The sequence below is a fragment of the Pseudomonas sp. RC2C2 genome (genome assembly GCF_018390435.1).
Taxonomy (GTDB): Bacteria; Pseudomonadota; Gammaproteobacteria; order Pseudomonadales; family Pseudomonadaceae; genus Aquipseudomonas; species Aquipseudomonas donghuensis.
Genome location: NZ_JAHBAX010000001.1, coordinates 1,118,812 through 1,134,081, shown reverse-complemented (window position 1 = coordinate 1,134,081; position 15,270 = coordinate 1,118,812). Strand labels below are relative to the sequence as shown.

Here is a 15,270-nt window from a genome sequence, read left to right as displayed (position 1 = left end):
AAGCATCTGTTTATTTGTTAGAGCTTATTTGCATATCAATAGAGCAGAGCTTTCATCGGCACTTCGCGCAACCTAGCCAGATGAGGGGCAAACCATGAGCAATGCCGCACGCGTCGTAGCACCTGTCACCCACGCGCTGGACATCCACCCGGTGGCCGGTCGCATCGGTGCCGAAATTCGCGGGGTCCAGTTGAGCGCCGACCTTGAGCCCGCCGTGATCGAAGCCATCCAGGCCGCCCTGGTGCAACACAAGGTGGTGTTCTTCCGCGCCCAGACCCACCTCGATGACCAGGGCCAGGAAGCCTTCGCCCACCTGCTCGGTGAGCCGATCGCCCACCCGACCGTGCCAGTGCGCGAAGGCACGCGTTACCTGCTCGAACTCGATGGCGGCGAAGGGCGCCGGGCCAATTCCTGGCACACCGACGTGACCTTCGTCGATGCCTACCCCAAGGCGTCGATCCTGCGCTCGGTGGTGGCGCCCGCATCGGGTGGCGACACGGTGTGGGCCAATACCGCCACGGCTTATCAGGACCTCTCTGCAGAACTGCGGGCCCTGGCTGACCAGCTCTGGGCGGTGCACAGCAACGAGTACGACTACGCCGCAGCCAAGCCCGATGTGAGCCTGGAACAACTGGAAAACTACCGGAAGATCTTCACATCGACGGTGTACGAAACCGAGCATCCGGTAGTGCGTGTGCACCCGGTCAGCGGTGAGAAGAACCTTTTGCTCGGGCATTTCGTCAAACGCATCAAGGGCTACTCGCAGAGCGACTCGGCGCACCTGTTCAACCTGCTGCAAAGCCATGTCACGCGCCTGGAGAACACCGTGCGCTGGCGCTGGCAGGCCGGTGACGTGGCGATCTGGGACAACCACGCGACCCAGCACTATGCGGTCGATGACTACGGCACCCAGGGCCGCGTGGTGCGCCGGGTGACCTTGCAGGGCGATGTACCGGTGGGGGTGGCCGGGCAGCGGAGCCGCACCACACGCGGGGCTTGAAGTAATCGTGGGGCAAGCCCGCTCCTACAGTCCAGGTGTTGTGCACAGCGGACATTGTGGGAGCCGGCGTTGCCGGCGATGGGCTGCGTAGCAGCCCCAAGGCAGAGGTTTCAGAGAATACTGATCGGGTAACTGATGATCAGCCGGTTCTCATCAAAGGTATTGGTGCTGTAGTCCCGGCGCATGGTCGAGTTACGCCATTTGACCGACAGGCTCTTCAACGTCCCGGACTGGATCACATAGGCCAGCTCCGATTCCCGCGCCCATTCCTTGCCATCGGTAATGGCGCCGGTGTGCACGTTGTCGCCGCTGATGTAGCGGTTCATCAAGGTCAGCCCGGGCACGCCGAGGCCGGCGAAGTTGTAGTCGTGCCGCAACTGCCAGGAGCGTTCCTGGGCGTTGTCGAAGCTTGAGTTGTAGCTGTCGTTGGCCAGGGTGCCGCCACTGGTGCCGTTGACCCGCATCCAGGCATCGTCGCCGCTGACTTTCTGCAGGCCGAGGTAGAAGGTGTTGGCGCCGTATTTGGCCGAGAGCAGCGCCGAGGCGGTGCGGTTGTCCAGCTTGCCGGCGCGTTCGGCGCCGTCTTCCTTGCCGATGAAGTAGCCGAGGTTGGCGCCCAGGGTCCAGTCGCCCACAGGCTGGCTGTGCACCAGGTTGATGTACTGTTGGTTGTAGATGTCTTTGAGCTCGGCATTCCACAAACCGATCATCGTGCGCTTGTCGTTGAAGCTGTATTCGCCACCGGCAAAGTTGAAGCGGTCGGAGGTGAAGGCCGCCCGGCCGTTCATCGACATGTCTTCCATGCTCGCGTCATTGCGTGGGCTGTTACCGCGAAACTGCCCGGCATACAGGGTCAAGCCGGCGATCTCCTGTGAGGTGATCTGCCCGCCGCGGAAGGTCTGCGGCAGCGAGCGGCCGTCGTCCGAGCGCAGGATCGGCAGCACCGGCATCCATTCGCCAACTTTCAGTTCGGTGTTGGCGATCTTCGCTTTCAGCGCTACGCCCAGGCGCCCGAAGTCATCGGCTGGGCGCCCGTCATCGTGTACCGGCAACAAATGCGTACCCTTCGTGCCCTTGCCGCCATCGAGCTTGACCGAGTACAGGCCCAACACATCGACACCGAAGCCGACCAGGCCTTGGGTAAAGCCGGAGCGGGCGTCGAGGATGAAACTCTGGGTCCATTCCTCGGCCTTGCCCTGGGGGTTGGCCGGGTCGACGAAGTTGCGGTTGATGTAGAAGTTGCGCAGGTTGAGGCTGGCCTTGGCGTCCTCGACAAAGCCGCCTTCGGCCGCCAGGGCGGGCAGGGTGCAAGTCATGGCCAGCAAGCCGGGAAGCAGGTGTCGTGCGGGTGTGGTCATCGTTTGATGTCTCTTGTTTTTATGTAAGCCGAAGCCATCCGCTGCGACGGTTGGAGGTCACAGGCCGGGCTACGATCTTTTGGGGGTACGCTTTGGAAAAGCTGCGAAGCGATGGTGCGGCGGCGGGCGGGGGTGAATCAATTCGTTGCAGGCGGAATTGGGCGATAATCGAACGGTAACTGGTTGGTTAATTCATCATCGTGGGGCAAGCCCGCTCCTACAGGCGATTGCATAAAAAAGCCCACCGCAAGGGTGGGCTCTTTCACAACGCAAACACTCAGCCTTTCGGCGTCTGGGCCGCAGCCTGCTGCTGCGCCTGACCGGTCTGCTCGTACCAGCCGCCACCGAGGGCCTTGTACAGGTTGACCTCGCTGACCAACTGCGACAGGCGATCACTGATCAACGACTGCTGGGTGTTGAACAGCTGACGCTGGGCGTCGAGGAAGGTCAGGTTGCTGTCGATACCGATGCGGTAGCGACGCTCGGCCAGACGGTAGTAGTCCTGGTTGGCGGCAACCAGGTCACGTTGGGCCTGCAACTGCTGATTGAAGGTCTGGCGCGCGGCGAGGCCATCGGAGACTTCCTGGAAGGCGGTCTGGATGGTTTTCTCGTACTTGGCGACGTTGATGTCCTTCTGGATCTTCGAGTAGTCGAGGCTGGCACGCAGGGCACCGGCGTTGAAGATCGGCAGGTTGATCTGCGGCTGGAACAGCCAGGTGCCCGAGCCACCCTTGAACAGGCCGCCCATGTCCGGGCTCAGGGTCCCGGCGTTGGCGGTCAGGCTGATGCTCGGGAAGAACGCCGCGCGGGCCGCGCCAATGTTGGCATTGGCAGCCTTGAGCAGGTGTTCGGCTTCCTGGATGTCCGGCCGGCGTTGCAGCAGGTCGGACGGCAGGCCCGCCGGCACTTCGGCCAACAGGTCGCTGTCAAGATTCTGCGCCGCCGGCAGGTTGGCCGGTACGCCGGTGCCGAGCAGCACGGTCAGGCTGTTGAGGTCCTGGGCAACCTGGCGCTGGAACTGCGCCAGCTTGACCCGCGCACCTTCAACCGACGTGCGTGCCTGGCTCAGGTCCAGGGCCGAAGCGACCCCCACTTCATTGCTACGCAAGGTCAGCTGGTAGCTTTCCTCGTAGGTCTTGAGGGTCTCTTCGGTGAGCTTGAGCAGCGCCTGGTCGGCCTGCCAGGTGAAGTAGGCGTTGGCCACACTGGCCACCAGGCTGATCTGCGTCGAGCGCCGCGCTTCTTCGCTGGACAGGTAGATCTCCAGCTGTTGCTCGGTCAGGCTGCGCACCCGGCCGAACAGGTCGAGCTCGTAGGCGCTGACCCCAAGGGTCGCCGAGTACTGGCTGCTGATACTCGATTCGCCGGTTTGCGACATGTTCGCCGGCATCCGCTGACGGCTGCCGCTGCCATTGGCCGAGACCGCTGGAAACAGATCGGCCCGCTGAATGCGGTACTGCGCCCGGTAGGCATCGATGTTCAGCGCCGCGACCTTGAGGTCGCGGTTGTTGACCAGCGCGGTCTGGATCAACTGCTGCAGCGCCGGGTCATGGAAGAACTGACGCCAGCCCTGTTCGGCGGCGGCCACCTCGGCCGACTCGGTCGGCGAGTAGGCAGGGCCTTGCGGCCATTGCGCGGCCACCGGCGATTCCGGGGTCTGGTAGTCAGGGATCAGCGAGCAGCCGCCAAGAATGAAAGCGGTTACTGCCAGGGACAACAGGGACTTACTCATTGCCCGGCCTCATAGCGTGGAGTTTCAGGGGTGGCGTCCTCTTCGGGCTTCTTGCTACCGAACAGCGACGACACGCTTACAAAGAACAATGGCACCCAGAAGATTGCCAGTACGGTGGCGGTCAGCATGCCGCCGATTACCCCGGTACCGATGGCGTGCTGGCTGCCCGAGCCTGCGCCACTGGAGATGGCCAACGGCACCACGCCGAGGATGAACGCCAGCGAGGTCATGATGATTGGCCGCAGACGCATCCGGCAGGCTTCGATGGCCGCATCCATCAGGCTGCGGCCCTGCTCGTGCAGTTCCTTGGCGAATTCGACGATCAGGATCGCGTTTTTCGCCGCCAGGCCGATGGTGGTCAACAGCCCCACCTGGAAGTACACGTCGTTGGACAACCCGCGCAGGCTGGTGGCCAGCAGCGCACCGATGATCCCCAGCGGCACCACGAGCATGACCGCGATCGGAATCGACCAGCTTTCATACAGCGCCGCCAGACACAGGAACACCATCAGCAGCGACAGGGCGTACAGCGCTGGCGCCTGGGAGCCGGACAGCCGCTCCTCGTACGACAGGCCCGTCCAGGAGTAACCGATACCCGCCGGCAGTTGCGCGGCCAGGCGCTCGACCTCGAGCATGGCTTCACCGGTACTGTAGCCAGGGGCTGGCGCACCGAGGATTTCCATGGCTTCTACGCCGTTGTAACGCGACAGCTTCGGTGCCCCGTAGATCCACTCGCCCTTGGCGAAGGATGAGAACGGCACCATCTCGCCAGCGGCGTTGCGCACGTACCACTTCTGCAGGTCTTCCGGGCTCATCCGCGCACCGGCTTCACCCTGGATGTAAACCTTCTTGACCCGGCCGCGGTCGATGAAGTCGTTGACGTAGCTGGCACCCAGGGCAATCGACAGGGTGCTGTTGATGTCGGCGATGGTCACGCCCAGGGCACTGGCGCGCTCGTCGTCGACGGTCAGCTGGTACTGCGGCTCATCGTTCAGGCCGTTCGGGCGTACTGCCGAAAGGATCTTGCTCTGTGCGGCCATGCCGAGGAACTGGTTGCGCGCTTGCATCAGTTTTTCATGGCCGACACCGGCACGGTCTTGCAGGAACACGTCAAAACCGGTGGCGTTACCCAGCTCCAGTACCGCCGGTGGGGCGAAGGCGAACACCATCGCATCGCGGAAGCTGAAGAAGTGCTGCTGGGCACGGTTCGCCAGGTTGAACACGTTGTTCTCGGCAGAGCGCTCGCCCCATGGCTTGAGCATGATGAAGGCCATGCCCGAGCTCTGGCCACGACCGGCGAAGTTGAAGCCGTTGACGGTGAACACCGAGGCAACGGTATCGGCTTCCTTGTCGAGCAGGTAGCTGCGCATTTCGTCGATCACCACCTGGGTGCGCTCGGCACTGGAACCGGCCGGGGTCTGCACCTGGGCGAACAGTACGCCCTGGTCTTCTTCAGGCAGGAACGCCGTCGGAATGCGGGTGAACAGCCAGATCATGCCGACCACGATCAGCAGGTAGGCCAGCAGGTACGGGGCCTTGTGCCGCAGCATGTTGCCGACGCCGCGCTCGTAGCTACGCACGCTGCGGTCGAAGTTGCGGTTGAACCAGCCGAAGAAGCCGCGCTTGGCAACGTGGTGCTCGCCCTTGGCAATCGGCTTGAGCATGGTCGCACACAGCGCCGGGGTGAAGATCAGGGCTACCAGTACCGACAGGGCCATGGCCGAGACGATGGTGATCGAGAACTGTTTGTAGATCACGCCGGTGGAGCCGCCGAAGAAGGCCATGGGCAGCAGTACCGCCGACAGCACCAGGGCGATACCGACCAGGGCGCCCTGGATCTGGCCCATGGACTTCTTGGTCGCTTCTTTGGGCGATAGCCCCTCTTCGGCCATCACCCGCTCGACGTTCTCCACCACGACGATGGCGTCGTCCACCAGCAAGCCGATGGCCAGCACCATGCCGAACATGGTCAGGGTGTTGATGCTGAAGCCCGCCGCGGCAAGGATGCCGAAGGTACCCAGCAATACCACCGGTACGGTCATGGTGGTGATGATGGTGGCGCGGAAGTTCTGCAGGAACAGGTACATCACCAGGAACACCAGCACGATCGCTTCGATCAGGGTGTGGATTACCCCGCTGATCGACTCGGTCACGACCGGAGTGGTGTCATACGGGAACACCGCCTTCATGCCTTCCGGGAAGAACGGCTCCAGGTCGGTGATGGTCTGGCGCAGGGCCTTGGCGGTATCCAGGGCGTTGGCGCCAGTGGCCAGTTTTACCGCAAGGCCGGAGGCCGGCTTGCCGTTGAACTGGGCGCTGATCGCGTAGTTCTCACCACCCAGGCCGACCTTGGCGACATCGCCCAGGCGCACCTGGGAGCCGTCACGGTTGACCTTGAGCAGAATCTTTTCGAACTGCTCGGCGGTTTGCAGGCGGGTCTTGCCGATGATCGTGGCGTTGAGCTGGGTGCCTGGCAGGGCAGGCAGGCCGCCGAGCTGGCCGGAGGACACCTGGACGTTCTGCGCGGCCACGGCGGTACGCACGTCGACCGGGGTCAGCTGATACTTGTTCAGCTTGGCCGGGTCGAGCCAGATACGCATGGCGTACTGGGCACCGAACACCTGGAAGTCACCGACACCGGCAGTCCGCGAGATCGGGTCCTGCATGTTGGAGACGATGTAGTTGGCCAGGTCATCCTTGGACATGCTGCCGTCTTCGGATACCAGGCCGATCACCAGCAGGAAGTTCTTCACCGCCTTGGTCACGCGGATACCCTGCTGTTGCACTTCTTGCGGCAGCAGCGGGGTGGCCAGGTTCAGCTTGTTCTGCACCTGGACCTGCGCAGTGTCTGGGTTGGTGCCCTGCTCGAAGGTCGCGGTAATGGTCATGCTGCCGTCGGAGTTACTTTCCGACGACACATAACGCAGGTTGTCGATACCGTTGAGCTGCTGCTCGATCACCTGCACCACGGTGTCCTGCACGGTCTGCGCCGAAGCGCCCGGGTAGGTCACGGCGATGGCGATGGCCGGTGGCGCGATGCTCGGGTACTGGTTGATCGGCAATTTGAGGATCGACAAGGCGCCGACCAGCATGATCACCAAGGCGATCACCCAGGCAAAGATCGGGCGATCGATAAAAAATCTCGACATGGTTTATTCCCCTTTGGCCCCTGCAATCGCTGCATTGGCCTGGGTTGGCTGGGCAGGCTTGACGTTGGTGGCTGCGCTGGCCTTGACCTCGATGCCCGGCTTGACGAACTGCAGGCCTTCGGTGATCAGGCGGTCGCCCGGGTTCAGGCCTTCCTCGATCAGCCAGTCGCTACCGACGGTACGGCTGGCCTTGAGCTGGCGCAGCTCGACCTTGTTGTCCTGATTGACGACCAGCGCGGTCGGCTGGCCCTTGAGGTCGCGGGTCACGCCCTGTTGCGGGGCGAGGATGGCCGCGCTGTTGACCCCGGCAGCCAGGCGCGCATGAACGAACATGCCCGGCAGCAGGTTGTGCTCAGGGTTGGGGAACACCGCACGCAGGGTCACGGAGCCGGTGGTCTGGTCGACCGAGACTTCGGAGAACTCCAGTCGGCCTTCCTTGCTGTAGGTGCTGCCGTCTTCCAGGGTCAGGGTGACCTTGGCGGCGTTGTCGCCGACCTTCTGCAGTTGGCCGCTTTCCAGCTCGCGGCGCAGCTTGAGCAGCTCGGCCGAGGACTGGGTGACGTCGACGTAGATCGGGTCGAGCTGCTGGATCACCGCCATGGCATCGGCCTGGCCGTTGTTCACCAGTGCGCCTTCAGTGACCGAAGAACGGCCAATGCGCCCGCTCAGCGGCGCCAGCACCTTGGTGTAGCGCAGGTCGATCTGGGCGCTGCGCAGCGAGGCTTCGGCCTGCAAACGTTTGGCTTGCGCGTCGTCGTATTCCTGGCGGCTGACAGCCTGTTCGCTGACCAGTTGCTTGTAGCGCTCGGACAGCGAGCGGGTCGATTGCAGGTTGGCCTGGGCGCTGGCCAGGGTCGCCTCGTACACCGACGGGTCGATCTGGTACAGCTGCTGACCTTCCTTGACCTCGGTGCCCTCTTTGAACAGGCGCTTGAGAATGATGCCGTTGACCTGTGGTCGAACCTCGGCAATGCGGTACGCGGTGGTACGGCCAGGGAGGTCGGACGTCAGGGTATAGGCCTGGGTTTGCAGGGTTACGACGCCGACCTGAGGAGCTTGCGCCGCGGGCGCCGCCTCTTCCTTTTTACAGCCGCTGAGCAGTGTTGCCAGGGCGACGGCGGAAACCAGAGCGGTAACAGCTGGCTTGAATTGCATGAAGATCCTCGGGTCGCAAGAGCTGAAGACGCTCAAGAATAATGGAAAGGGTGCGCTATAAAAAATGCTGTCGGGTGGATTAATAGCTTGCTAAGGAATATACTTACATTCATGGTTGTTTGTAAATACCTCGCAGGCGACACATTCAGCCGATGCGAGCCCCCAAATTAATACAGCCGGTAACAGCCTGCAGAGGCTGACCCGGCCCGACTCCCAGGCACCCAGCGTGCGTGCCTGGGCCTGATGAGGTTGTACTGCCATGGTCCGTCGAACCAAAGAAGAAGCCCAGGAAACCCGCGCCCAGATTCTCGAGGCGGCGGAAAAGGCCTTCTATAAGCGCGGGGTAGCGCGTACCACCCTGGCCGATATTGCCAAAGAGGCCGGGGTGACCCGCGGCGCCATCTACTGGCACTTCAACGACAAGGCCGAACTGGTGCAGGCCATGCTCGACAGCCTGCACGAGCCGCTGGACGCCCTGGCCCGGGCCAGTGAAAGCGAGGATGAAGTCGACCCGCTCGGCTGCATGCGCAAGCTGCTGGTACGGTTGATGCACCAGATGGTGCTCGATCCGAAGACCCGGCGAATCAATGAAATTCTGCATCACAAATGCGAGTTCACCGATGATAGGTGCGAGATCCGCCAGCAACGGCAGGCCTCGACGATCGATTGTCATGCCCATATCGCGTTGTCGCTGGGCAATGCAGTCAAGCGCGGGCAACTGCCAGCCGACGTGGACCCGGAACGCGCGGCACTGGCCATCTATGCCTATATAGACGGGCTGATTCGCCGCTGGCTACTGCTGCCCGGCAGCTTTGACCTGCTGAACCAGGCCGAGCTGTGGATCGATACCGGGCTGGATATGCTGCGCTTGAGCCCTGCCTTGCGCAAATGACACTTTGTGAAGCTTTGTGATCATTTGTTTCTACGCCAGTTATAAGCGTCTTACTGACGGCCGCGCAATTGTCTATCAGGCAAAGCCAGCGCCGCCGTCAGCCCCAGCAATGAAACCGTCGCACTGCCCAGCAACAGGTTGCGAAAGGTCAGCAACAACTCGGCCTGCATCGCCGCGGTCGGTTCACCGGCCTGCAGGCTGCCGAGCAGGGCATCGCCGGCCAGGCTCAAGCCGCCCTGGGCGAGCATCGCCAGCAGCAGGGTGGACATGATGGCCACACCCATGGCCCCGCCGAGCGAGCGGAACAGGTTGGTGGTGCTGGTGGCCACGCCGATATCCCGTGGTTCCACTGCACTCTGGGTCGCTACCAGCGAAGTGGGGAATTGCAGGCCCGAGGCAATCCCGGTCAAGACCATGAACATGCCACTGAACCAGGCCGCTTGCGGCGGGCTGAAGGCCATGCCGACGATGGCAAACGGCATCAGCAGCGCACCGCCGAGAATCTGTGGCTTATAGCGCCCGGTGAGGGAGGTCAGGCGGCCACCGCAATACGCACCGATCGGCAGGCCGATGGCCAGCGGCAGCAAATGCAAGGCAGCGCTGTCGGCACCGGCGCCGGTGATGCTCTGATAGCGCAGCGGCATCAGCATGGTCAGGGAAATGGCCTGGAAGCTGGTGAAGAAGATCGTGCACCAGCACAGGGTGGCGGTGCGATTGGCAAACAGTTTCAGCGGCAGCAGCGGCTCGGCGACGCGCTGTTCATGAAGCACGAACAGCAGCAAGCCGATCAGTGCACAACCGAGCAGGCTGGCAACTTGCGCAGAGTCCCAGGGTTGCCCCTGGCCGATCAGGGTGATGCCCAGCAGCAGGCTGCCCAGGCCAAGAATCAGCAGCGCGGCGCCGAGGTAATCGACCTGCGCCTTGTGCGTTGGTACCAGCAGGCTGCGCAGGGCGCGGCGGGTCACCCACCAGGCGGTCAGGCCCAGGGGCAGGTTGAGCCAGAACACCCAGCGCCATGACAGGTATTCGGTGAGCATTCCGCCGAGCACCGGCCCGGCGACACTGGCCAGGGCATACATGCTGCTGAAGTAGCCCTGATAGCGACCGCGTTCGCGCGGCGGCACGAAGTCGCCGATGATCGCCTGGCTGACCGAGACCATGCCACCGGCGCCGATACCCTGCAGTACCCGCGCCAGCACCAGTTGCTCCATGTTCTGTGCCAGTGCGCAGAAGATCGAAGCCAGGGTGAACAGCGCGGTACCGGTGAGGATCATCCGCCGCCGGCCATACAGGTCGCCGAGCTTGCCGTAGATCGGCACGGCCACGGTCATGGCCACCATGTAACCGGAAATCACCCAGGCCAGCAGGCCGACATCGTTGAACTGCGCCGAAATCGCCGGCATCGACACGGCGACGATGGTCTGGTCCAGCGCGCCAAGAAAGATCGCCAGCATCAGTGCGACGAGCACGCTGCGCAGCACCGGTTGCGGAGTGTTCAGTTGAGTCACGGGCCAGCTCTGAGGCAGGTGAAGCCCGCAGCCGGTAGCGGCGGGCGCAAGTGCTAACCAGTCTACTCGATAGCTTGCTAAGCGTCCTCCTCGATCGGCTCGTAAGGCAGGCCGACGTAGTTTTCCGCCAATACTGTACGACCGGCTTCGGAACTGACGTAGTACTCAAGCTCGGTTTGCTGGATACGCTGGCTGAAGGCATCGCTGTCGGGAAAGCGGTGCAGGAGCGAAGTCATCCACCAGGAAAACCGCTCGGCCTTCCAGATACGCCGCAGGCAGATTTGCGAGTAGCGCTCCAGCAGGTCGCGACGGCCTTCGGCGTAGACCTTGCGCAGGATGTTGTACAGGGTACTGACATCACTGGCCGCCAGGTTCAGGCCCTTGGCGCCGGTGGGCGGGACGATATGCGCGGCGTCGCCAAGCAGGAACAACGTGCCGTATTGCATGGGTTCGACCACGAAGCTGCGCAGCGGCGCGATGCTTTTCTCGATCGACGGACCGGTCACCAGGCGTTCGGCCAGATCAGCCGGCAAGCGCGACTTGAGCTCGCTCCAGAAGCGCTCATCGGACCAGTCCTCGACCTTCTCTTCAGCGCCCACCTGCACGTAGTAACGGGTGCGGGTCGGCGAGCGCATGCTGCACAGGGCGAAGCCGCGCTCGTGGCGGGCATACACCAGCTCATCACTGACCGGCGGAGTATCGGCCAGCACGCCGAGCCAGCCGAACGGGTAGACCCGTTCGAAAATCTTCAGTGCCTGGGCGGGAATCGATTGCCGGGCGATGCCGTGGTAGCCGTCGCAGCCGGCAATGTAGTCGCAGTCCAGGCGCTGGATTTCGCCGTTCTTTTCAAAGGTCAGGTAAGGGCGCTCGGATTTCAGGTCATGCAGGCGAACGTTGTCGGCCTGATAGACAGTGACGGCGCCGCAGGCTTGGCGCGCGGCCATCAAATCCCGGGTGACTTCGGTCTGACCATAAATCATTACGCCTTTGCCGCCGGTCAGCGCCTTGAGGTCGATGTGTTCGCGACGCCCGTCGAAGGCCAGTTCGAAACCGCTGTGGGGCAGGCCCTCGGCGTCCATGCGCGCGCCAACCCCGGCTTCGCGCAGCAACTCGACCATGCCCTGTTCCAGCACCCCGGCGCGGATGCGCCCGAGTACGTAGTCGGCGCTCTGGCGCTCGATGATGATGTTGGCGATCCCGGCCTTGTGCAGCAACTGGCCGAGCAGCAGACCGGAAGGGCCGGCACCGATAATTGCGACGTGAGTCTTCATTGTTGTTATCCCAGGCAAGCTTCAGGGCAAGGCCGAAAGCAGCTTATGATTGTTGTGCTTGCATTTTTCGCTTTGAAATGCGAGCGAAGAAGGGATAAAAACGGCATGAAGCAGGACTTTTCACCAATCAGTGCGATTATCGGGCATTGCCCTGGAGCGAGTTGATCAATGAGCAAGGCATCGATCCCGGTGTTCAAGCTGTACGGCGAGCAGTTGCAGTGGCCGACCCCGGACCTGCTGCACTGCGAGTCGATTCCGGCGCGCAGCCGATTGCATGATTGGGAAATCGAACCGCATCGGCATGCCGATCTGTGCCAGTTGCTGTTTCTCTATGAGGGGCAGGCCGAGATCGAAGTGGAAGGCCAGGTGCGGCGCCTGGAGCAGGCGGCGATCCAGGTGGTGCCGGCCCTGTGCGTGCATGGTTTTCGCTTTTCCAGCGACGTCGATGGTTACGTGGTCACCCTGGCGGCGCCCCTGGTGAGCCTGTTGCACACCCAACTGGCCGGAGCGCCAGCGGCCCTGGCCCAGGCCGGCACCTACCTGGCAGGCGCCGACCGCACCTACCTGTACAGCCTGTTCAGTGCCTTGCAGCAGGAGTACCAGCAGGACCAACCCGGGCGCGACTTGCAACTGCGCTCATTGATCAACCTGCTGGTGGTGTGGATCAGCCGTCAATGCTTGCAGCGCCATGGCCAGGGGCTGGCGGTGGCCCGCGGGCGTGAATATCTGCAACGCTTCAATAAACTGGTCGAGCAGCAGTTTCGTCTGCAGCCAAGCGTCGAGGCGCTGGCCCATGAGGTGGGGATTTCGGTGGCGCACCTGAACAGTATCTGTCGTGAGCTGGCCGGGCAGTCGGCCTTGCAGATCATCCATCAACGCTTGCTACTCGAGGCCAAGCGCGAACTGATTTACACCAGCCTGAGCATCAAGCAACTGGCCGACAGCCTGGGTTTTGTTGACCCTGCCTATTTTTCGCGGTTCTTCCGCCGCCTGACGGGCAAGGCCCCCAGTGACTTTCGTCACCAGGCCCCAGGCCAACCTACTTGAGTGCGCTCAGCGTCGCGGTGTGTGGCACGCAGTGAGCCAGGCTGCAACTGGCGGCGGAGTAGGGTTGGTTGCGGATCTGTTCGACCCGGTAGGCTGCGGCGGCATACAGCCCGACCACAGCGGCCATGGCACAGATAACGGCGCATTTTCTGGATTTGATGCCCATGCTGCTCACCTCCTGCAAACCACCTACAGGTGCTACTCAAAGCATAGGTCAGCTGGGCCAGGTATGCCCGGCCTAGAGCAGGTCCCGATCCCAGATCGGTTCGGCGGTAAAGCGCTCGGCGAGAAAGTCGAGCATGCTGCGCAGGGTCGCCGGCATGTGTTTGCGTGAGGTGTACACGGCGTTGAGGTTCAGCTCCCGTGGCTTGGCCTGGGGTAACAGGCGAATCAGCTCACCACTGCGTAGGGCGTCGGCGGCCTGATAAGTCGGCAGCATCGCCACACCGGCGCCGGCCAAGGCTGCCCGTTGCAGGGTCATGGCTTCGTTGGCGCTGATGTTGCCCTGCACCGGCACCGACACCACCTCGCCCTCGACGTCGAAATGCCAGAGGCTGCGGCCGAAGTAGGAGTGGGTCAGGCAGTTGTGCTGGCTGAGCTCCTGCACGTGCTGCGGCGCCGGGTGCTGGCGCAGGTAGGCAGGGGATGCGCAGATCACCGAGCGGCATACGGTCAGGCGCCGGGCAATCAGGTTGGGGTCCAGGTCGTTGCTGGTGCGGATGGCCAGGTCGATGCGCTCATCCACCAGGTTCACCGTGCGGTCGAGCATCTGCAGGTCGATTTTTACCCCGGGGTAGCGTTTGACGTAGTCGGCCACCGCGTCCATCAGCTGCGCCTGGCCGAACGAAGTGCTGACGCTGATGCGCAACTCGCCGCGCGGGGCATCGTTCGGGGTGCCGACGGCCGCTTGCAGGTCGCCGGCAAGCTCGAGCATCTGCCGGCAGCGTGGCAGGGTTTCCTGGCCGGCGGCGGTCAGGCTCAGGCGGCGCGTGGTGCGCTGCATCAGGCGTGCGCCAACCCAGTCCTCAAGCTCGGCCAGATAGCGCGAAACGACCGGGCGGGAAAGTTCCAGGTGGTCGGCGGCGGCCGATTGGCTACCCAGGTCGACCACGCTGACGAAGACTCGCATTGCTGTCAGACGATCCATGATTTGCACGCTTTCAGAAACAAACTAATCCTAAGCATCGCATTTTTTGTGACGGATCGTGCAACTAAGCTGTTGTTCATCGCCCACTTCACAGGAATCGCCTTGATGCCTCGTTCGTTCTCCCTGCGTCGCCTGCTGCTGGCTTTCGCCACCCTTGGGGCCATGGCCCAGGCTTCGGCCGCCGAACCGCTGAACCTGGATGTCTACAACCCGGGTACCAACGCCCTGTTCCCGGTCAGCTCAGTGATTGTCAGCGGCAAGCATGACGCCATCCTGGTCGATGCCCAGTTCGGCAAGGCGCAGGCTGAGCAGTTGCTGGCCAAACTGCAATCGAGCGGCAAGCAATTGACCACCATCTACATCAGCCACGGTGACCCGGACTACTACTTCGGCCTGCAGACCCTGACCGATGCTTATCCCAAGGCCAAGGTCGTGGCCTCGGCGGCAACCGTTGCCCATATCAAGCAGACCATGGACGGCAAGCTGGCCTATTGGGGCCCGCAGATGGGCGCCGATAAACCGGCGAAGCTGGTCGTGCCGCAGGTGTTGCAAGGCAATGAACTGAAGCTCGAAGGCCAGCGCCTGCAAGTGGTCGGCCTCGACGGCCCGCAGCCGGACCGCAGTTTTGTCTGGATTCCATCGATCAAGGCGGTGGTCGGTGGTGTGGTGGTCGCCGAGAACCTGCACGTGTGGATGGCCGACACGCAGTCGGCGCAATCGCACCAGGACTGGCTGGCGACCCTCACGCGGATCGAGCAGCTCAAGCCCGACACCGTGATCCCTGGCCATTACCTGGGCCAGAGCAGCCGTTCGCTCAAGGCGGTGCAGTTCACCGCAGACTATATCCGCGCCTTCGACGAAGAAACCGCCAAGGCGGGCAATGCCGCCGATCTGATCGCGGCAATGAAAAAACGTTACCCGGACCTGGGTGAAGAGAGCTCGCTGGAGCTCAGCGCCAAGGTCGCCAAGGGCGAGATGAAGTGGTAAGCGTCATTCAATCCTGACTGGAGA

Annotated in this window: 12 protein-coding genes; 4 read left to right on the top strand and 8 right to left on the bottom strand. The window is 62.8% G+C overall.

Features of this window, described 5'->3' with window-relative positions; genetic code table 11:
* Positions 1-94 precede the first annotated feature (94 nt).
* Positions 95-1,000 (top strand): TauD/TfdA dioxygenase family protein, encoded by a 906-nt coding sequence (locus tag KHO53_RS05185; protein ID WP_213570062.1) that lies wholly within the window; start codon positions 95-97, stop codon positions 998-1,000.
* A 110-nt stretch (positions 1,001-1,110) separates the two neighbouring features.
* Here KHO53_RS05185 and KHO53_RS05180 read toward each other — a convergent pair whose 3' ends face one another.
* The 4 genes from KHO53_RS05180 to KHO53_RS05165 all read right to left on the bottom strand — a co-directional run bounded on the left by KHO53_RS05180 (position 1,111) and on the right by KHO53_RS05165 (position 8,394).
* On the bottom strand, positions 1,111-2,316 hold the full coding sequence (locus KHO53_RS05180) for an OprD family porin (RefSeq protein WP_374045285.1): 1,206 nt from the start codon (positions 2,314-2,316) through the stop codon (positions 1,111-1,113).
* Positions 2,317-2,635: 319 nt separating this feature from the next.
* The gene (locus KHO53_RS05175) at positions 2,636-4,090 is read right to left on the bottom strand and encodes an AdeC/AdeK/OprM family multidrug efflux complex outer membrane factor (RefSeq protein ID WP_010220906.1); all 1,455 of its coding nucleotides are present in this window, start codon (positions 4,088-4,090) and stop codon (positions 2,636-2,638) included.
* Complete coding sequence (locus KHO53_RS05170; protein WP_010220908.1) at positions 4,087-7,239, bottom strand: efflux RND transporter permease subunit; 3,153 nt, start codon at positions 7,237-7,239, stop codon at positions 4,087-4,089. The genes KHO53_RS05175 and KHO53_RS05170 overlap by 4 nt, the downstream gene beginning before the upstream one ends.
* Before the next feature lie 3 nt (positions 7,240-7,242).
* On the bottom strand, positions 7,243-8,394 hold the full coding sequence (locus tag KHO53_RS05165; protein WP_010220909.1) for an efflux RND transporter periplasmic adaptor subunit: 1,152 nt from the start codon (positions 8,392-8,394) through the stop codon (positions 7,243-7,245).
* 259 nt (positions 8,395-8,653) lie between these two features.
* Between KHO53_RS05165 and KHO53_RS05160 the strand changes: the two genes are divergently transcribed.
* On the top strand, positions 8,654-9,286 hold the full coding sequence (locus KHO53_RS05160) for a TetR family transcriptional regulator (protein WP_010220910.1): 633 nt from the start codon (positions 8,654-8,656) through the stop codon (positions 9,284-9,286).
* 50 nt (positions 9,287-9,336) lie between these two features.
* Here the strand turns inward: KHO53_RS05160 and KHO53_RS05155 are convergent, their stop codons facing one another.
* Both KHO53_RS05155 and pobA read right to left on the bottom strand, forming a co-directional pair.
* Positions 9,337-10,794: an MDR family MFS transporter gene (locus KHO53_RS05155; RefSeq protein ID WP_036996724.1), complete on the bottom strand. Its 1,458-nt coding sequence runs from the start codon at positions 10,792-10,794 to the stop codon at positions 9,337-9,339.
* A 77-nt stretch (positions 10,795-10,871) separates the two neighbouring features.
* A complete protein-coding gene (gene pobA, locus KHO53_RS05150; protein ID WP_213570061.1) occupies positions 10,872-12,065 on the bottom strand; it encodes a 4-hydroxybenzoate 3-monooxygenase in 1,194 nt (397 codons plus the stop codon).
* A 168-nt stretch (positions 12,066-12,233) separates the two neighbouring features.
* Between pobA and KHO53_RS05145 the strand changes: the two genes are divergently transcribed.
* Positions 12,234-13,112, top strand: coding sequence for a helix-turn-helix domain-containing protein (locus KHO53_RS05145; RefSeq protein ID WP_010220913.1), 879 nt, complete (start codon positions 12,234-12,236; stop codon positions 13,110-13,112).
* Here KHO53_RS05145 and KHO53_RS05140 read toward each other — a convergent pair.
* Together KHO53_RS05140 and KHO53_RS05135 are read right to left on the bottom strand one after the other, a co-directional pair.
* Positions 13,105-13,278, bottom strand: coding sequence for a hypothetical protein (locus KHO53_RS05140; RefSeq protein WP_010220914.1), 174 nt, complete (start codon positions 13,276-13,278; stop codon positions 13,105-13,107). The genes KHO53_RS05145 and KHO53_RS05140 overlap by 8 nt on opposite strands.
* 72 nt (positions 13,279-13,350) lie before the next feature.
* Entirely contained in the window at positions 13,351-14,259 is a 909-nt protein-coding gene (locus KHO53_RS05135) for a LysR family transcriptional regulator (protein WP_010220915.1), read from the bottom strand.
* Positions 14,260-14,364: 105 nt separating this feature from the next.
* Between KHO53_RS05135 and KHO53_RS05130 the strand changes: the two genes are divergently transcribed.
* Positions 14,365-15,246 (top strand): MBL fold metallo-hydrolase, encoded by an 882-nt coding sequence (locus tag KHO53_RS05130; protein WP_010220916.1) that lies wholly within the window; start codon positions 14,365-14,367, stop codon positions 15,244-15,246.
* Positions 15,247-15,270: the final 24 nt, after the last annotated feature.